Source organism: Intrasporangium sp. (assembly GCF_035688975.1).
In the GTDB taxonomy this organism is placed as follows: domain Bacteria; phylum Actinomycetota; class Actinomycetes; order Actinomycetales; family Dermatophilaceae; genus CALMNV01.
In genome coordinates this window covers 16,851-33,956 of sequence record NZ_DASSMH010000014.1, presented here as the reverse complement: position 1 = coordinate 33,956, position 17,106 = coordinate 16,851, and the positions used below count along the sequence as shown (strand labels likewise).

Genomic DNA, 17,106 nt, shown 5'->3' with positions numbered 1-17,106 from the left:
ACTCGACGAGGAGTTAGTAGATGTCCCGAAAGAAGTGGGCCACGGTGGTTGCCGGGGCGACGGTCGCGGCCGTGGGTCTCAGCGCCTGTTCCGGAGCCGGAGGCGGCTCGAGCAGCGGCGGCGGCACCGGCGGCGCGGGAGACTCCGTCAGCGTCCTCATGGTCAACAACCCGCAGATGGTCGACCTGCAGAAGCTGACCGCCGACAACTTCACCAAGCAGACCGGGATCAAGGTCAACTTCACCGTCCTGCCGGAGAACGACCTCCGCGACAAGACGAGCCAGGAGTTCTCGAGCCAGGCCGGCCAGTACGACGTGGCCTCGCTGTCGAACTTCGAGATCCCGATCTACGCCAAGAACGGGTGGGTGGCCGACCTGACGTCCTACGTCAGCAAGGACACCGCGTTCAACCAGGACGACGTCCTCAAGCCGATGACGACGGCGCTGTCGGTGGACGGCAAGGTCTACGGCGAGCCGTTCTACGGCGAGTCGTCGTTCCTCATGTATCGCAAGGACCTCCTGCAGGCCAAGGGCCTGACCATGCCGGCGAACCCCACGTGGGACCAGGTCGCCGAGCTGGCCGCCAAGCTCGACGGGGCACAGCCGGGGATGAAGGGGATCTGCCTGCGCGGCCAGCCCGGGTGGGGCCAGGTCTTCGCCCCCCTCACGACCGTGGTCAACACCTTCGGCGGCACGTGGTTCGAGAAGGACTGGACCCCCAAGGTCAACGCGCCCGAGTTCAAGGCCGCCGTGAACTTCTACGTCGACCTCGTCAAGGCCCACGGTGAGGCGGGCGCCCCGCAGGCCGGGTTCACCGAGTGCCTCAACAACGTCACCCAGGGCAAGACGGCCATGTGGTACGACGCGACGAGCGCCGCCGGGTCCCTTGAGGCCACCGACTCGCCCGTCAAGGGCAAGCTCGGCTACGCGCCCGCGCCGGTCAAGGTGACCAAGAGCTCGGGCTGGCTCTACACCTGGGCATGGGCCGTGCAGCAGAAGAGCCAGCGCAAGGACGCCGCGTGGAAGTTCATCTCCTGGGCCTCCAGCAAGGAGTACGAGGAGCTCGTGGGCAAGCAGCTCGGGTGGTCGCGCGTGCCCGCCGGCAAGCGGGCCTCGACGTACACCAACGCCGAGTACACCAAGGCCGCCGCCGCCTTCGCGGAGCCGACCAAGAGCGCCATCGAGTCCGTCGACCCGAACAACCCGGGCGCGCAGCCCAGGCCGGCGCCCGGCATCCAGTTCGTCGACATCCCGGAGTTCCCGGACCTCGGGACCAAGGTGAGCCAGTACGTCTCCTCCGCCATCGCGGGCCAGATGACGGTGGACCAGGCCCTCGACCAGGGCCAGGCCCAGGCCGAGACCGTGGCGAAGAACTACAAGAAGTAGCCGACGATGTCCGCCACGCCCGCCACGGCGCCGGGTGCGGCCAAGCGGGGGGCCCTGCTTCGCTCAGGAGACTGGGCGAGGCGGGCACCCCTGCTGCCCGCACTGCTGCTCGTCGTCGTCGTCACGCAGCTGCCGTTCGTCGTCACCATCGTCGTGTCGTTCCTGCAGTGGAACGCCTACTACCCCGACCGCCGCCGCTTCGCCGGGATCGACAACTTCGTCACGGTGCTGTCGGACCCTGACGCACGGCGTGCCATCTTCATGACGGTCGTGCTGACGCTGGGCGTGGTGGCCATCTCGCTCCTCCTCGGCCTCGCCATCGCGCTGCTGCTCGACCGGAAGTTCCTGGGGCGCGGCATCGTGCGCACGATGATGATCACGCCCTTCCTCATCGTGCCGGTGGCCGCCGCCCTGCTGTGGAAGCACGCGCTCTACAACCCCAACTACGGCCTCTTCAACGGCCTGCTCAAGGGCGTGTTCGGCGAGAGCGCGCCGCAGGTCGACTGGATCGGCCGGTATCCCGTGCTGGCGATCATCTTCGCCCTCGTCTGGCAGTGGACTCCGTTCATGATGCTCATCCTGCTGGCGGGCCTGCAGAGCCGGCCCCTCGACGTCGTGGAGGCGGCCCGCATGGACGGTGCCAGCGCGTGGCAGATCTTCCGCCACATGACCCTGCCGCACCTGCGCCAGTACATCGAGCTGGCGGGGCTGCTCGGGACGATCTACGTGGTCCAGAACTTCGACCACGTCTTCACGATCACCTCCGGCGGCCTCGGCACGGCCAACCTGCCCTACTACATCTACCAGACCTTCTACACGGCCCACGACTACGGCCTCGCCTCCGCCGCGGGCGTCATCGTCGTGATCGCCACGATCGTCGTCGCCACCTTCGCGCTGCGGACGGTCTTCAGCCTCTTCAAGGAGGAGACGCGATGAGTAGCACCATGACCGAGTCGGTGGGCGCGCGCCCGGCCGCGACCCGCAAACCACGCCGCGCCGGCAGCCCGTTGCTCGGCCTGCTGGCGTGGGTGGTGGGCCTGCTGTTCGTCTCCCCCGTCCTGTGGATGGTGCTCACGTCGCTCCACAAGGAGGTGGATGCCGCCACGAACCCGCCCTCGTTCTTCGCGCCGCTCAGCACCGAGGGCTACGAGGCCTTCCTCAGCTCCAACCCGTGGCCGCCCCTCATCAACTCCGCCACGGCCAGCATCGTCTCGACCGTCCTCGTGATCCTGCTCGCCTTCCCGGCGGCCTTCGCCCTGTCCATCCGGCCGGTCCGCAAGTGGACGGACGTGCTCTTCTTCTTCCTGTCCACCAAGTTCCTGCCCGTCGTGGCGGGCCTGCTGCCGATCTACCTCTTCGCCCAGCAGGTCAACCTGCTCGACAACATCTGGCTGCTCGTCATCTTCTACACCGTGATGAACCTGCCCATCGCGGTGTGGATGCTGCGGTCCTTCCTCGCCGAGGTGCCCACCGAGATCCTCGAGGCCGCCCAGGTCGACGGCGCCGGGGTGGCGAGGACCATGCGCAGCGTCATCGCCCCGGTGGTCATGCCCGGCATCGCCGCGGCAGCGCTGATCTGCTTCATCTTCAGCTGGAACGAGCTGCTCTTCGCGCGCGTGCTGACCGGCACGGTCGCCGGGACGGCCCCGGTGTTCCTCACCGGGTTCGTCACCAGCCAGGGCCTCTTCCTGGCCAAGGTCTGCGCCGCGTCGCTCGTCGTGTCGCTGCCGGTGCTCATCGCGGGCTTCGCCGCCCAGGACAAGCTCGTGCAGGGCCTGTCGATGGGAGCCGTCCGGTGACTGAGGCGATCCCACTCGGCACCGACCGGCTCGCGACCATCCGCGAGCGGGTGGCCGTCCCGGCATACGACCGGTCGAAGGTCACCGTCGGCATCGTGCACTTCGGCGTCGGCGGCTTCCACCGGGCGCACCAGGCGATGTACCTCGACCAGCTCATGAACGACGGCCACGACCTCGACTGGGGCATCTGCGGCGTCGGCACGATGCCCGGGGACCGGCGCATGAAGGAGGCCATGGAGGCGCAGGACTGCCTCTACACGCTCGTCGTCAAGCACCCCGACGGACGGCTCGAGCCTCGGGTCGTCGGCTCCATCGTCGACTACCTCTACGCCCCCGACGACCCGCAGCACGTCGTGGACCGGATGGCCGACCCCGGGACCCGCATCGTCTCGCTGACCATCACCGAGGGCGGCTACCACGTCAACCAGGTGACCGGGGAGTTCGACCCCTCCGACGAGTCGCTGCAGGCCGACGTCGCCGGCGGGTCTGCTCCCCGCAGCGTGTTCGGGTTCATCACCGCCGCGCTGCGGGCCCGACGGGCCAAGGGGATCGCGCCCTTCACCGTCATGTCGTGCGACAACCTGCCGGGAAACGGCGACGTCGCCCGGAAGATGATCCTCGCCTTCGCCCGCCAGCAGGACCCCGAGCTGGCGGCGTGGATGCAGGACGCGGTGCCCTTCCCCAACTGCATGGTCGACCGGATCACCCCGGTGACGTCCCCGGACGACATCACGCGCCTGGCGGAGACGACCGGCGTCGTCGACGCCTGGCCGGTCGTGTGCGAGCCCTACACGCAGTGGGTCCTCGAGGACCACTTCCCCACGGGGCGCCCGGACCTCGCCCGCGTCGGGGTGCAGCTCGTCGAGGACGTCGTCCCCTACGAGCTGATGAAGCTGCGCCTGCTCAACGCCAGTCACCAGGCGCTGTGCTACCTCGGCTACCTCGCCGGCTACCGCTACGCGCACGAGGTGTGCCAGGACCCGCTCTTCGTCGAGTTCCTGCTCGCCTACATGGAGCGCGAGGGCAGCCCCACGCTGCCGGAGGTGCCGGGGGTCGACCTCGACGCCTACCGTCACGAGCTCATCCACCGGTTCGCCAACCCGGAGGTGCGCGACACCCTCGCGCGACTGTGTGCCGAGAGCTCCGACCGCATCCCGAAGTGGCTGGTCCCGGTGATCCTCGAGAACCTGCGCTCCGGTGGCGAGATCGACTGCTCGGCGCTGGTCGTCGCGTCGTGGGCGAGGTATGCCGAGGGGCGGGACGAGCAGGGTGCCCCGATCGAGGTGGTCGACCGCTTCAAGGACACGGTCATGGCGGCGGCGGCAGCCCAGGCGGAGGACCCGCTGGCGTTCCTGAGGAACCGCGACTTCTTCGGCGGTCTCGTCGACGAGGACCGGTTCACCGCGGCCTACACGCGGGCGCTGAACTCGTTGCACGAGCAGGGAGCCCGGGCGACGCTCGAGTCCTGGCGGGAGAGCCGCGGCCGCTGAGCCCCCGGCACCCGTTGGGCCCACCGGCCGGCCACAGCCGCGAGGCGCGTCGGCCCACCGGCATCAACTGGCTGATCAACTGGCACGCCATGCTGCCCTGGCGACCCCAGATGCCAGTTGATCAGCCAGTTGATCAGCCTGCTGATCTTCCAGGGGGCCGGCCCATCAGCATGCCCCGCAACCATCACCAACCACCGAGCAGGAGCCTTCCCATGCGTGCCGCTGTCCTCACCGAGCCCGGAACCATCCACGTCGAACGCCGGACCGACCCCAGGCCGGGAGCCGACGAGGTCCTGGTCCGCGTCCTCGCAGTCGGGGTGTGCGGGTCCGACGTGCACTACTACGAGCACGGACGGATCGGCAGCTACGTGGTCGACGCGCCGCTCGTCCTCGGGCACGAGGCGGCCGGCGTCATCGAGGCCGTCGGGGACGGGGTGGACCCGCGCCGGGTCGGCCAGCGGGTGTCCATCGAGCCGGGCCGACCCGACTTCACCTGCCCCGAGTGCCTCGCCGGGCGCTACAACCTGTGCCCGCGGATGTCGTTCCACGCGACGCCGCCGATCGACGGGTCGCTGGCCGAGCTCGTCGTCGTGCACTCCGCCTTCGCGCACGCCGTCCCCGACGACGTCAGTGACGCGGCGGCGGCACTGCTCGAGCCGCTCTCGGTCGCCATCTGGGCCTGCCAGAAGGGGCAGGTCACGGCAGGGGACGCCGTCCTCGTGACCGGCGCCGGACCCGTGGGCCTGGCGGCCCTGCAGGCCGCCCGCGCCTCGGGAGCCACCGACGTGACCGTGTGGGACATCAACGCCGAGCGGCTCGCCGTCGCTCGGCGGCTCGGCGCGACCCGGACCCGAGACCTCTCCCAGGAGCCGGCCGGCGACACCGCCATCGACCGCACCACCGAGCCGGTCCGGCCCCGGGTCCTGCTCGAGTGCTCGGGGCACCCGGGCACGACCCGCGCGGCCTTGGCGGCTCTGGCGCCGGCCGGCCGGGCGGTGCTCGTCGGCATGGGCGGCGACGACCTGACCCTGCCCCTGTCGCTTCTCCAGGAGCGCGAGCTCACCGTCACGGGGACGTTCCGCTACGCCAACACGTGGCCCACGGCGATCAACCTGGCCGCGACCGGTGCGGTCGACCTCGACAGCCTGGTGACGGGCCACTTCCCGCTGGGCAGGACGGCCGACGCGCTCACCGCCGCACGCCGCGACCCCCAGGCGATCAAGTCGGTCATCCACCCGCAGGACTGACCGCCCCGCCGGGCGTGATCCATATCGTGGGTGCTGATCTGGCAGGCCGTACGCGATATAGCCCCTACCTGGGCATTTCGTGATGACCACGGCCCACATCGGGCACCTCGCTCCGCGCGTCAGGCACGCAGCTCGGGGAACTGGTCGTCGCGCCACTCCAGCTCCGGGCGCGCCGTGGTGCCCGCGTTGAGCTCGGTCTCCCGGGCGCGCAGCTCCACCCGGCGGATCTTGCCCGAGATCGTCTTGGGCAGCTCGAAGAACTCGAGACGGCGCACCCGCTGCCACGGCGCGAGCTTCTCCCGGGCGTGCGCGAGGATGGCCCGGGCGACGTCCTCGACCGGCTCGTAGCCCGGCGCGAGCGCGATGTAGGCCTTGGGCACGGCGAGCCGGACCGGGTCGGGGGCAGGCACGACGGCCGCCTCGGCGACCGCAGGGTGCTCGATGAGGACCGACTCGAGCTCGAACGGGCTGATCTTGTAGTCGCTCGCCTTGAAGATGTCGTCCGTGCGACCGACGTAGGTGAGGTAGCCGTCGGCGTCCATCGCCGCCACGTCGCCGGTGTGGTAGAGGCCCCCCGCCATGGCCTCGGCGTTGCGGGTCTCGTCCCCCTGGTAGCCGGTCATGAGCGGCACCGGGGACTCGGACAGGTCGAGGCAGATCTCGCCCTCCACCGTGCCGTCACGGTCGGGGCTGGTAAGGCGCTGGCCCGTCTGGGGGTCGGCCAGGACGACGGGCACCCCCGGGAGCGGGCGGCCCATCGAGCCGGGCTTGACCGGGGATCCCGGCGTGTTGCCCACGGCCGCCGTCATCTCGGTCTGCCCGTAGCCGTCGCGGATGGTGAGCCCCCACGCGCGCTCGACCTGCGCGATGACCTCCGGGTTGAGCGGTTCCCCGGCGCCGATCACCTCACGCAGCGAGCCCGGCCCGCCGCTCAGGTCGGCCTTGATGAGCATGCGCCACACCGTGGGCGGGGCGCACATCGAGGTGACCTCGTGCGCGCGCAGCACCCGCAGGAGCGCGGCCGGGTCGAAGCGCGTGGAGTTGTACATGAAGACGGTCGCCTCGGCGATCCACGGCGCGAAGAAGCACGACCACGCGTGCTTGGCCCAGCCCGGCGAGGAGATGTTGAGGTGGACGTCCCCGGGGCGCAGGCCGAGCCAGTACATCGTCGACAGGTGCCCGACCGGGTAGGAGCGCTGCGTGTGCTCGACGAGCTTCGGCCGGCTCGTGGTCCCCGACGTGAAGTAGAGGAGCAACCGGTCGTCCGGACCGGTTCCCGGGTGCTCCGCGGGGGGCACCACGAGGTCGTATGCCGCCGAGTAGTCGGCCCAGCCCTGCGGCAGGCCGGTGCCCCACGCGTCCCGGCCGGCGCCGCCGCCCGTCACGGCGACGCGCAGGAAGTCACCGGGCACGTCGTCGAACTTGTGCGTGTCCCCGGCGTTCGCGACGACCGCCCGGGCCTGACCCCGCTCGACCCGGTCCGCGAGGTCGCCGGGGCCGGCCGCGGTCGTCGTCGGCAGGATGACCGCGCCGAGCTTCATCACCCCGAGCATCGACTCCCAGAGCTCGACCTGGTTGCCGAGCATGAGCAGCACCGAGTCCCCGCGGCATACCCCGTGCGACGCCAGCCACGCCGCCACCTGGTCCGACCGCTTCGCGAGCTGCTCGAAGCTCCACGACTGCACGGGCTCCGGGCCGCCGTCGGCCTGCTCGACGATCGTCAGCGCGGGCCTGTCGTTGCCTCGCGCGATGGCGTCGAACCAGTCGACCGCCCAGTTGAAGCGGTTGCCCACGTCGGGAAAGGCGAACTCGCGCCGCGCCGCGGCGTAGTCGGTGCGCAGCTCGAGCAGCCGGTCCCGGGCTGCCCGGTAGGCGTCGGTGACGTCGGAGGAGGAGGTCATGACCCGAACCCTCGCCGGGAACCGCGGATGCGTCAAGGACCGGGGACGCCCTCCGGGCCGGCCCCCGCCGCGCCCTCCGGGCCGGCCCCCGCCGCACCGTCCGGGCCGGCGGCCGACGCGCCGTCAGCGCCCCGCCGGCGTGCCTGCCGGGCCTGCGTGACCATGCGGCGACGCTCGTCGTCCTGGTCGACGAGCCGGTTGATGACCTGCTGGACGTGGTTGCTGTGCGGGATGTTGCGCAGCAGCTCGTCGGGGCTGTCGCCCGCCGACTCGATGCGAAGGGAGCCCGCGTTGATGATGCGGTCGAGGAGCGACTGCTCGAAGGAGACGTCGGTGATCTTCGACAGCGTGACGTCCTTGCCGGACTTGCCGAGGATGCCGCGCCGCACCATGACGCGGTGCGTGGTGATGACGTAGTGGGTGGTGCGCCACCGCAGGTAGGGCACGATGACGAAGGGCACGGACAGCAGGACGAGGACCGCCACGAGCACCCACTGGAAGCGGTTGCCCGTCTCGTCGTCGGGGGTGATCCACGCCGCGACGACGGCGCCCGCCACGAGCAGGACCCCGACGAAGGTCGGCACGAGGACCGTCATCCAGTGCGGGTGGATGTCCTGCTCGACGCGCTCACCCTCGGCGAGCACGTTCTCGGGAAAGCCCATCGTCGTCCTCCTCGCGGCGCGGGACGGCCCCGTCGCCTCGGGTCCAGCCTAGATCCGTGCCTACGCTGGGCCGGTGCCCTACGACGACATCGTCATCGGCGCCGGCCACAACGGGCTGACGGCGGCGGCCTACCTCGCCCGCGCCGGACGCCGCGTCCTCGTCCTCGAGCGCGCGGACCACGTCGGCGGCGCGGCCGTCTCCGCGCGCCCCTTCCCCGGCGTCGACGCCCGGCTCTCGCGTTACGCCTACCTCGTCTCGCTGTTGCCGCGCCCGATCCTTACCGACCTCGAGCTCGACGTGCGGCTCGTCCGGCGCCGGTGGTCCTCCTACACGCCCCTGCCCGGCGACCCGGCCCGTGGGCTGCTCGTCGACGTCACGGACGAGGACACGACGCGGGCGCGGTTCCGGGCCGTGACCGGCAGCGACGAGCCGTATGCCGCCTGGCGGGCCTTCTACGGCCGGATGGCCCGCCTCGCGGGGCGGGTCTTCCCCACCGTGCTCGACCCACTGCTCGACAGGGAGGCGATGCGCTCCAGGGTCGGCGACGACGAGCTCTTCGACGCCCTCACGACCCGCCCGCTCGCGGACCTGCTCGGCTCGGTCACCGACGACGACACCGTCCGGGGGGTCATCGCGACCGACGCCCTCATCGGGACCTTCGCCTCGCTCGCCGGGCCGGACCTGCGCGCCAACGTGTGCCTCCTCTACCACCTCATCGGCGGCGGCACCGGTGACTGGGACGTGCCGGTCGGGGGCATGGGCGCGCTCACCGACGCGCTCGCGACGGCGGCCGTGGCGGCGGGCGCGCAGGTGGTGACCGGCGCCACGGTCACCGCGCTCGACCCGGGCACGGGGGAGGTCGTCTGGGACGGCGGGCGAGCCCGTGCCGCGAGCCTCGTGGCCGGCTGCGCACCGACGACGCTGGCCGGCCTGCTCGAGGCCGCGGGCGCCGGGCCCGTGGCGACGGAGCGGGACGTCGAGGGGTGCCAGCTCAAGGTCAACATGGTCGTGAGCCGGCTCCCGAGGCTGCGGGACCTGGCGGTCGACCCGGCCGCCGCCTTCGCCGGCACCTTCCACGTCAACGAGGGCTACGGCCAGCTCGAGGCCGCGTATGCCGCCGCCCTGGCCGGGCGCCTGCCCGACCCCGTGCCGTGCGAGCTCTACTGCCACACGCTGAGCGACCGGACCATCCTCGGCCCGCAGCTCGCGGCCTCCGCGGCGCAGACCCTGACGCTCTTCGGGCTGCACCTGCCCGCCCGGCTCTTCCGTGACGACCCCGAGGGTGCCCGGGCTGCCGCCCTCGAGGCCACCCTGCGCTCGCTCGACTCGGTGCTCGGCGAGCCGATCCGGGACGTCCTCGCGGTCGACGCGCACGGACGGCCGTGCCTCGAGGTGAGGACGCCGCTCGACCTGGAGCGGTCGGTCGGCCTGCCGGGCGGGCACATCTTCCACCGCAGCCTCCAGTGGCCGTGGGCCGAGTCGGCTCCCGAGGTCGGGACCTGGGGCGTCGAGACGCCGCACCCGAGCCTCGTCCTCGCCTGCGCCGGCGCGCGGCGCGGAGGCGGGGTGAGCGGCATACCGGGCCACAACGCCGCCCGGGCGGTGCTCGACCGGGCCGGCTGACTGCCACCGCCTCAGGCCGGCCAGACGCCCGAGCTGCCCCGGCGGTGGCTGTCGACCAGGTGGGTGTCGAGAATGCCCACGGCCTCCATGAGCGCGTGCATCGTCGTGGGCCCCACGAAGGCAAAACCTCTCTGGCGCAAGGCTTTCGACAGGGCAGTGGACTCGGCCGACACGGTCGGCACATCGGCCTGGGTGCTGGGTCGCGGGGTCTCCTCCGGCCGGAACGACCACACGAGGCGGGCCAGCCCGCCGTCGTCGCGCAAGGCCACGGTGGCCCGCGCGTTGCCGATGGTGGCGGCGATCTTGCGGCGGTTGCGCACGATGCCGGGATCGCGCATCAGCCGCTCGACGTCGTCGTCGCCGAACCCCGCGACGACGTCCGGGTCGAAGTCGGCGAACGCCGCGCGGAAGGCCGGCCGCTTGCGCAGGATCGTCGCCCACGACAGGCCGGCCTGGAAGCCCTCGAGGCAGATCCGCTCGTAAAGCCCCCGCTCGTCGCGGACCGGCATCCCCCACTCGGTGTCGTAGTAGTGGCGCAGCAGGGGGTCCGTCGCGGCCCACGTGGGCCGTGCCCGTCCGTCGGCACCGACAACCGTCATGCGAGCGAGGGTATGCCGCCCCCGGAGCCCACGTGGGGGGCCTGGTCTGGAGCGCCTGTCCCGGCGGGCCGCGAGGGAACTCCTCATCTGGTCAGGCCCCCGGTTGGGGGCATACCGCGCCCTGCGGCGAGAATGGCCGGGCGTCGGCTCGTCGGCGCCACGTCGAAAGGGGCACCCATGCGCACCTTCGCCACCTCGGCGCGACCGTCCACCAGGGCGACGAGGGCGACCAGGGCCGCCTCCGCGATCGTTGCCGCCACCGTCTCGCGGGCCCATGCCCGGGAGCTGCTGCGGGCGGTGCACCGCATGGGCGCGGCGACGCACACGATCGCCCCCTTCGTCGAGCACTCCCCCAACTTCGTCGACGGCCGCTTCCACTCGGCCGAGCCGGCCCGACGGCCCCGTGCGCGGGTGCTGGTCACCGCCCTCGCCGGCGCGATCCGGGCGCGCGGACGGGGCCGCGTCGTCGGCACGATCCCGGTCGTGCCGGCGCGGCCGCCGGAGCGCCCGGGGGCACTCGCTGTCACGTGGTACGGCCACGCGACGACCGTCGTCGAGGTCGACGGCGTCCGCTTCCTGCTCGACCCGGTCTTCGGGGGGCGCGCGTCGCCGTCACTGCACGTCGGGCCACGTCGGATGCATCCGGTGCCGGGTGACATCGAGGCCATCCCCACCCTCGACGCGGTCCTCATCTCGCACGACCACTACGACCACCTCGACGCCCCGACGATCCGCGCGCTGGAGCGCCGTCAGCGGCCGCGCTACATCGTCCCGCTGGGGGTCGACGCACACCTGTTGGCGTGGGGCGTGCCGGCCTCCCGGATCACCGCCCTGGACTGGCGCGCGCACACCGAGGTGAGCGGCATCCGCGTGACGTGCACCGAGGCCCGGCACAACTCGGGCCGCGGGTTCGTCGACAGCCAGACGCTCTGGGCCGGATGGGCGGTGCGTGGCCCGCAGCACTCGGCCTACTTCGCCGGGGACTCCGGGCCGTCGCAGCGCTTCGCCGCGATCGGCGCCGACCTCGGGCCGTTCGACCTGACCATCCTGCCCGTGGGCGCCTACGACCCGCTGTGGCCGGACATCCACCTCAACCCGGAGGAGGCAGTCGCCGTGCACCAGGACGTCAGCCCCGCCACCGCCGCGGAGCGGTCCGTCCTCCTGCCGGTGCACTGGGCGACCTTCAACCTCGCGCTGCACTGGTGGGCCGAGCCCATCCGTCGCACCCGTCGGGCCGCCGAGGACGCCGGGGTCCGGGTCGTGTGCCCGCGGGTCGGCGACCGGGTGGACCTCTCCGACGGAGACCTCGACGCGGTGGCCGCCCGCTTCCAGGACCCGTGGTGGGACGCGTGCTGTGCCGAGGACGACCACGACTGACGCTCGTCGTCTCGCGGGGCACCTCGCCTCACGCCGTGCCTCGTCCGCCCCGGGCGCCGCGGTCGCCGCGGTCGCCGCGGTCGCCGCGGGCGCCGTGGGCGCCGTGGGCGCCGTGGAAGATCCACCGCCGCATCGCCACGAAGCGGGCCACCGTCGACAGTGCGTTCGCGAGCGCGACGACCGTCGTCTGCGTCGCCACCCCGGCGCCCGGGGCGAGACGGGCCAGCGCCGCGAGAGCGGCCGTGGTCACGAGCCACGTGATGGCGAAGACGAGCAGCGCCTGACCGTGGTGGACCACGAGCCGGGTCCGCCCTGCGACTCCGAACGTCCACGACCGGTTGAGGGCCGTGTTGCCCACCGTCGCCACCACGAGGGCCACCCCGTTCGCCGGCTGGGAGGCGAGCCCCGCCCGGACCAGCGTCGCGAAGAGGCCGAGGTGCACGGCGGTCGACAGAAGTCCCACCCCCGCGAAGCGAACCACCTGCTGCGACAGGCCGCCCCGCGGCGCGACGGCGGTCATGACGCCGGCCGGGTCAGGTCGTAGAACGTCGCGCCGCCGATGGTGACGGCGGTGTAGTTCTCCTGCACCCACGCGGTGATCTCGGCGCTCGAGCTGCTGCCGCCCAGCTGGCTGCCGAAGCCCCCGTCTCGGCCGCTCGCCGCGAAGTAGTGGATCCGGCCGTCGGCGACGAGCTGCTGGAACTCCGAGAGCGTCGGGCTGGGGTCCGACCCGTTGAAGCCGCCGATGGCCATCACGGGCAGCTGGGTGCCCAGCTGCAGTCCGGCCGCCGACTGGGACCCGACGGCCGCCGCGACCCAGGTGTAGGCAGCTGCGTTGTCTGAGAGGGCGGCCACGACGGCGGTGTTCGGCGCCGACGCGTCGAGGAGGCCGCCGACCCCACCCGCCCGCTGCGGCTGGGCACCAGTCTGCGCACCCGGACCGAACCCACCGGCGGGACGGCCGCCGCCGCCCGGACCGGCGCCGGCGCGGCCTGCCGGGCCCGCGGTGACGATGGACCCGCTGTGAGGCGTCGCGGCCGTCGAGAGCGTGTAGGCGGCGGGACCCGCGAGGGCCGCGGCCAGCGCGGCCACGACCACCACGCCGACGGCCTTGCGGTGCAAGGAGTTCAGCGCGAGGAGCAGCAACGCGGCGGCCAGGCCGACCCCGAGGACACCGACCCGCAGGCCGTTGCCGTATGCCGTCGTGCGGGAGAGGAGCAGGAAGCCCCAGACCGCCGCCGCGGCCGTCGCCACCGCCAGGGCCACCGTGCCCAGCGAGCGGGCGCGCTGCTCCCAGGCCTCCGTCGCGCCCATCCCCACGAGCGCCGCGACGGCGGGCGCGAGCGCCACCGTGTAGTACTCGTGGAAGATCCCTGCCATCAGGGAGAACGTGAGCATCGTGACGAGCAGCCAGCCACCCCAGACGAGGTAGGCCGCGCGGCGCAGGTCGGTGCGCGGCATACGTCCCCGCAGCCACAGGGCCACGGCGAGCAGGACGAAGGCGCTGGGGATGAGCCACGAGATCTGGTCGCCGATGCTCGAGGAGAACATCCGCAGCAGGCCCGTCTGGCCCCACTGGCCCGTGCCGCCGCCGCCGAAGCCGCCGCCCACCGAGCCGGTCTCGTCACCGGTCAGGCGCCCGAGCCCGTTGTAGCCGAAGGTGAGCTCGAGGAAGGAGTTGGTCTGGCTGCCGCCGACGTACGGTCGCAGGCTCGCCGGGACGAGCTCGACGACCGCGACCCACCACCCGGCCGACACGACGAGGGCCCCGACCGCGAGGGCCCCGTGGGTGATGCGCCGGCGAAGTGTCGTGGGCGCCGCGACGAGGTACGCGAGGCCGAGGAAGGGCAGCACGAGGAAGGCCTGGAGCGTCTTGGTGAGGAAGCCGAGGCCGACGAAGACGCCGGCGAGCGCGAGCCACCGGGCGGAGGCCTTCTCCGTCGCGCGCATCGTGGCCCAGGCGGCGAGCGTGAGCAGCAGGGTGAGCAGGGCGTCCGGGTTGTTGAACCGGAACATCAGCGCCGCGACGGGGGTGAGCGCCATGACGACGCCGGCCAGCAGGCCTGCCGCGGCGCCGAACTGGCGCTTGACGGTGGTGTAGAGGACGCCGACCGTCGCGACACCCATGAGGGCCTGGGGCATCAGGATGGAGAAGGAGCTGAGGCCGAGCAGCCGGACCGACAGCGCCATGACCCACAACGAGGCGGGCGGCTTGTCGACGGTGATCGAGCTCGCCGCGTCCGAGCTGCCGTAGAAGAAGGCCTTCCAGCTCTCGCTGCCGGCCTGGACGGCCGCCGAGTAGAAGGAGTTGGCCCATCCGCTCGCGCTGAGGCCCCAGAGGTAGAGCGCCGCGGTCGCGAGGAGCAGCGCGATGAGGCCGGGGCGGGCCCAGGTCGGGTCGCCCTGCGGGCCACGCGCGAACCGGGTGAGTCGGCTTGGCGTCGGGGCGGGTCCGGGCCGGGCGGCCGTGGCTCCGGTGCGGGTCATGGGTGCGGCGCCCCGCGCCGCGGTGCCGGGATCGATGAGCGTCAAGGTCTCCATGGCTCAACCGTCGGGCGGCGCGCTGTGCCGTCGCTGTGGCGCCACTTTGGCTGGTTGAAGAGCCGGCGCGCCCGTCGCGCCTCGAGGTCGCGGTGGACCGTCAGACGGCTGGGAGCAGGAGCGAGAACGTCGTGTCCCCGGGCCGGCTGTCGAGCTCCACCCGGCCGCCGTGGGCGCGTGTCACCGCCGCGACGATCGACAGGCCCAGCCCGGTGCTCCCCGCCTCCCGCGACCGCGAGTCGTCTCCGCGGGCGAAACGCTCGAAGACGTTGTCCTGCAAGGGGATCGGGACCCCGGGACCGTTGTCGCGCACGGCGACGCGCACCCAGTCGCCCTCCGGGCGGACCGACGTCGTGACCTTCGTCCCCTCGGGCGTGTGGGTGCGCGCGTTGGCGAGGAGGTTCGCCACGACCTGGTGCAGCCGGGCGCTGTCCCCGGAGACCTCCACCGGTTCCGGCGGGAGGTCGAGGTCCCAGACGTGCTCGGGCGCCGCCGCGTGCGCGTCGCTCACGGCGTTGATGACGAGCATCGACATGTCCACCGGCTCCGACTCGAGCGGGCGCCCGGCGTCGAGCCGCGCAAGCAGGAGCAGGTCCTCCACGAGCGCCGACATGCGGCTGGCCTCCGACTCGACCCGCGACAGGGCATGCGTCACGGAGGACGGGACCGGATCGGGCTCGCGGCGGGACAGCTCGGCATACCCGCGGATGGACGCGAGCGGGGTCCGCAGCTCGTGGCTCGCGTCGGCGACGAACTGGCGCACGCGCTGCTCGCTCTGGTGCCGCACGTTGAGTGCGGCGCCCACGTGGTCGAGCATCTCGTTGAACGCGGCTCCCACCTGACCGACCTCGGTCCTCGTGTCGGTGTACTGCGCGGGCACCCGCTCGGCGAGCGCGACGTGCCCGGAGTCCAGCGGCAGCTGCGACACGCGGGTGGCGGTGGCCGCCACCCGGCGGAGCGGCTCGAGGTTGCGCCGCACCAGCCAGGTGCCGAGGCCGCCGACGAGCAGGATCCCGAGGCCCACCCCCGACACGGCGACGATGAGCATGCGCGCGACCGTCCGCTCCTGCGGTCCCGTCGGCAGGCCGACGACGACGGTGGCCGGGATCTGGACGCCGGTGTCCAGCGCGACCACCCACGGCGCCGCCATGACGCGGTAGCTGCCGACCGACCCGCCAAGGTCGACGTCCACGGGGGTGTGACCGGCGCCCGCAGACGCGAGCACGCCCAACTGCTGCGGGGACAGGGTGACCGTGCGGTTCGGCCCCGTCGCGTCCGGGTGCGCGCCCTCCGAGGACGTCGCGTATCCGCGGTTGACCGAGCCGATGACGGCGAGGAGCCCCTCGATGCCCGGGCCGCGGCGGCGGTCCTCCCCTGTGTCACCGACCGCCCCCAGGGCGTCGGGCCGGGGTGGGCGCTGGATGGAGGCGAGCAGCTGGGCATCGACCTGGCTCGTGAGGTAGCGGTCGAGGGCGACGACCGTCAGCGCGCCCGTCGTGAGCCCGAGCACGGCGAAGAGCGCGAGCATCGACGCCACGAGCTTGACCCGCAGGGTCCACGTCGACACGGGCCGCACGAGGCCGCGCAGCCGGGTCAGCCAGGCGGCCGCGCGCCCCTCAGACCGTGGGCTTGAGGACATACCCCGCGCCCCGCATGGTGTGGATCATGGGCTCGCGGCCCGCGTCGATCTTCTTGCGCAGGTAGGAGATGTAGAGCTCGACGACGTTGGCCTGGCCGCCGAAGTCGTAGTTCCAGACCCGGTCGAGGATCTGGGCCTTGGACAGCACGCGGCGGGGGTTACGCATGAGGTAGCGCAGGAGCTCGAACTCGGTCGCGGTGAGGTGGACCTCGGCGCCGCCCCTGGTGACCTCGTGGCTGTCCTCGTCGAGCGTGAGGTCGCCCACCGTCAGCAGGGAGTCGGCGGAGGACATCGCGACGGTCGTCCGGCGCATGAGCGCACGCACCCGCGCGACGACCTCCTCGAGCGAGAAGGGCTTGGTGACATAGTCGTCACCGCCCGCCGTGAGCCCGGACACCCGGTCCTCGACGGCGTCGCGGGCGGTCAGGAAGAGCACCGGCACGTGGGGGTTCGCCGCACGCATGCGGCGCAGCACCTCCAGGCCGTCGAAGTCGGGCAGCATCATGTCGAGGACCACGGCGTCGGGGTCGAAGCCCCGTGCCACTCGGACGGCGTCCATGCCGGTGGCCGCGGAGCGCACCTCCCAGCCCTCGTAGCGCAGCGCCATGCTGAGCAGCTCCGTGAGGTTGGCCTCGTCGTCGACGACGAGCACCCGCACCGGAGAGCCGTCGAGTCGCTGCAAGCGTGCGGTTGCACCCGCCGTTCTGTCACCCATGCCCCACAGTCAAACCCGAAGGGCTGTGCCTCCGCCAGCGGCTTGCTGTGCGGTTCCTGTGGGGAGTCCATGCGCCCTGGCCGGCAGGTCCCAGCCCTGGGACGGATGCCGCACAGCCGCGCCACAG

14 protein-coding genes are annotated in these 17,106 nt (G+C 72.5%); 7 read left to right on the top strand and 7 right to left on the bottom strand.

All coding sequences use genetic code 11. The features are described from left to right. Positions 1-20 precede the first annotated feature (20 nt). The 5 genes from VFJ94_RS01520 to VFJ94_RS01500 all read left to right on the top strand — a co-directional run bounded on the left by VFJ94_RS01520 (position 21) and on the right by VFJ94_RS01500 (position 5,921). Positions 21-1,385, top strand: a complete 1,365-nt coding sequence (locus VFJ94_RS01520) for a sugar ABC transporter substrate-binding protein (RefSeq protein WP_325002403.1) — start codon at positions 21-23, stop codon at positions 1,383-1,385. A gap of 6 nt (positions 1,386-1,391) precedes the next feature. After that, positions 1,392-2,321: a sugar ABC transporter permease gene (locus VFJ94_RS01515; protein ID WP_325002402.1), complete on the top strand. Its 930-nt coding sequence runs from the start codon at positions 1,392-1,394 to the stop codon at positions 2,319-2,321. Continuing rightward, complete coding sequence (locus tag VFJ94_RS01510; RefSeq protein ID WP_325002401.1) at positions 2,318-3,184, top strand: carbohydrate ABC transporter permease; 867 nt, start codon at positions 2,318-2,320, stop codon at positions 3,182-3,184. The genes VFJ94_RS01515 and VFJ94_RS01510 overlap by 4 nt, the downstream gene beginning before the upstream one ends. Then, positions 3,181-4,674, top strand: a complete 1,494-nt coding sequence (locus VFJ94_RS01505; protein ID WP_414654535.1) for a mannitol dehydrogenase family protein — start codon at positions 3,181-3,183, stop codon at positions 4,672-4,674. Before VFJ94_RS01510 ends, VFJ94_RS01505 begins: the two co-directional genes overlap by 4 nt. Before the next feature lie 212 nt (positions 4,675-4,886). Next, positions 4,887-5,921, top strand: a complete 1,035-nt coding sequence (locus VFJ94_RS01500) for an NAD(P)-dependent alcohol dehydrogenase (protein WP_325002400.1) — start codon at positions 4,887-4,889, stop codon at positions 5,919-5,921. Between the two features lie 119 nt (positions 5,922-6,040). Here the strand turns inward: VFJ94_RS01500 and VFJ94_RS01495 are convergent, their stop codons facing one another. Both VFJ94_RS01495 and VFJ94_RS01490 read right to left on the bottom strand, forming a co-directional pair. Beyond that, the gene (locus tag VFJ94_RS01495; RefSeq protein WP_325002399.1) at positions 6,041-7,822 is read right to left on the bottom strand and encodes an AMP-binding protein; all 1,782 of its coding nucleotides are present in this window, start codon (positions 7,820-7,822) and stop codon (positions 6,041-6,043) included. 32 nt (positions 7,823-7,854) lie between these two features. Then, positions 7,855-8,484, bottom strand: coding sequence for a PH domain-containing protein (locus VFJ94_RS01490; protein WP_325002398.1), 630 nt, complete (start codon positions 8,482-8,484; stop codon positions 7,855-7,857). A 73-nt stretch (positions 8,485-8,557) separates the two neighbouring features. Between VFJ94_RS01490 and VFJ94_RS01485 the strand changes: the two genes are divergently transcribed. Further along, a complete protein-coding gene (locus VFJ94_RS01485) occupies positions 8,558-10,108 on the top strand; it encodes an NAD(P)/FAD-dependent oxidoreductase (protein ID WP_325002397.1) in 1,551 nt (516 codons plus the stop codon). An 11-nt stretch (positions 10,109-10,119) separates the two neighbouring features. Here the strand turns inward: VFJ94_RS01485 and VFJ94_RS01480 are convergent, their stop codons facing one another. After that, positions 10,120-10,707 carry a DNA-3-methyladenine glycosylase I gene (locus tag VFJ94_RS01480; protein WP_325002396.1) on the bottom strand — a complete coding sequence of 196 codons (588 nt, stop codon included), beginning with the start codon at positions 10,705-10,707 and terminating at the stop codon, positions 10,120-10,122. 177 nt (positions 10,708-10,884) lie between these two features. Between VFJ94_RS01480 and VFJ94_RS01475 the strand changes: the two genes are divergently transcribed. Beyond that, positions 10,885-12,084 carry an MBL fold metallo-hydrolase gene (locus tag VFJ94_RS01475; protein ID WP_325002395.1) on the top strand — a complete coding sequence of 400 codons (1,200 nt, stop codon included), beginning with the start codon at positions 10,885-10,887 and terminating at the stop codon, positions 12,082-12,084. 28 nt (positions 12,085-12,112) lie between these two features. Here the strand turns inward: VFJ94_RS01475 and VFJ94_RS01470 are convergent, their stop codons facing one another. The 4 genes from VFJ94_RS01470 to VFJ94_RS01455 form a co-directional block, all read right to left on the bottom strand. After that, positions 12,113-12,604, bottom strand: a complete 492-nt coding sequence (locus VFJ94_RS01470) for a GtrA family protein (RefSeq protein WP_325002394.1) — start codon at positions 12,602-12,604, stop codon at positions 12,113-12,115. After that, positions 12,601-14,625 (bottom strand): glycosyltransferase family 39 protein, encoded by a 2,025-nt coding sequence (locus VFJ94_RS01465; protein WP_325002393.1) that lies wholly within the window; start codon positions 14,623-14,625, stop codon positions 12,601-12,603. The genes VFJ94_RS01470 and VFJ94_RS01465 overlap by 4 nt, the downstream gene beginning before the upstream one ends. Positions 14,626-14,725: 100 nt before the next feature. Beyond that, entirely contained in the window at positions 14,726-16,264 is a 1,539-nt protein-coding gene (locus tag VFJ94_RS01460) for a HAMP domain-containing sensor histidine kinase (RefSeq protein WP_325002392.1), read from the bottom strand. Further along, the gene (locus tag VFJ94_RS01455) at positions 16,242-16,979 is read right to left on the bottom strand and encodes a response regulator transcription factor (protein ID WP_325002391.1); all 738 of its coding nucleotides are present in this window, start codon (positions 16,977-16,979) and stop codon (positions 16,242-16,244) included. Before VFJ94_RS01455 ends, VFJ94_RS01460 begins: the two co-directional genes overlap by 23 nt. Positions 16,980-17,106: the final 127 nt, after the last annotated feature.

What these genes read in the sequence shown, in the direction of transcription:
- VFJ94_RS01520 (WP_325002403.1), top strand. Translation starts at nt 21, where the DNA reads ATGTCCCGAAAGAAGTGGGCCACGGTGGTTGCCGGGGCGACGGTCGCG.
- VFJ94_RS01515 (WP_325002402.1), top strand. Translation starts at nt 1,392, where the DNA reads ATGTCCGCCACGCCCGCCACGGCGCCGGGTGCGGCCAAGCGGGGGGCC.
- VFJ94_RS01510 (WP_325002401.1), top strand. Translation starts at nt 2,318, where the DNA reads ATGAGTAGCACCATGACCGAGTCGGTGGGCGCGCGCCCGGCCGCGACC.
- VFJ94_RS01500 (WP_325002400.1), top strand. Translation starts at nt 4,887, where the DNA reads ATGCGTGCCGCTGTCCTCACCGAGCCCGGAACCATCCACGTCGAACGC.
- VFJ94_RS01495 (WP_325002399.1), bottom strand. Translation starts at nt 7,822, where the DNA reads ATGACCTCCTCCTCCGACGTCACCGACGCCTACCGGGCAGCCCGGGAC.
- VFJ94_RS01490 (WP_325002398.1), bottom strand. Translation starts at nt 8,484, where the DNA reads ATGGGCTTTCCCGAGAACGTGCTCGCCGAGGGTGAGCGCGTCGAGCAG.
- VFJ94_RS01480 (WP_325002396.1), bottom strand. Translation starts at nt 10,707, where the DNA reads ATGACGGTTGTCGGTGCCGACGGACGGGCACGGCCCACGTGGGCCGCG.
- VFJ94_RS01475 (WP_325002395.1), top strand. Translation starts at nt 10,885, where the DNA reads ATGCGCACCTTCGCCACCTCGGCGCGACCGTCCACCAGGGCGACGAGG.
- VFJ94_RS01470 (WP_325002394.1), bottom strand. Translation starts at nt 12,604, where the DNA reads ATGACCGCCGTCGCGCCGCGGGGCGGCCTGTCGCAGCAGGTGGTTCGC.
- VFJ94_RS01465 (WP_325002393.1), bottom strand. Translation starts at nt 14,625, where the DNA reads ATGGAGACCTTGACGCTCATCGATCCCGGCACCGCGGCGCGGGGCGCC.
- VFJ94_RS01460 (WP_325002392.1), bottom strand. Translation starts at nt 16,264, where the DNA reads ATGTCCTCAAGCCCACGGTCTGAGGGGCGCGCGGCCGCCTGGCTGACC.
- VFJ94_RS01455 (WP_325002391.1), bottom strand. Translation starts at nt 16,979, where the DNA reads ATGGGTGACAGAACGGCGGGTGCAACCGCACGCTTGCAGCGACTCGAC.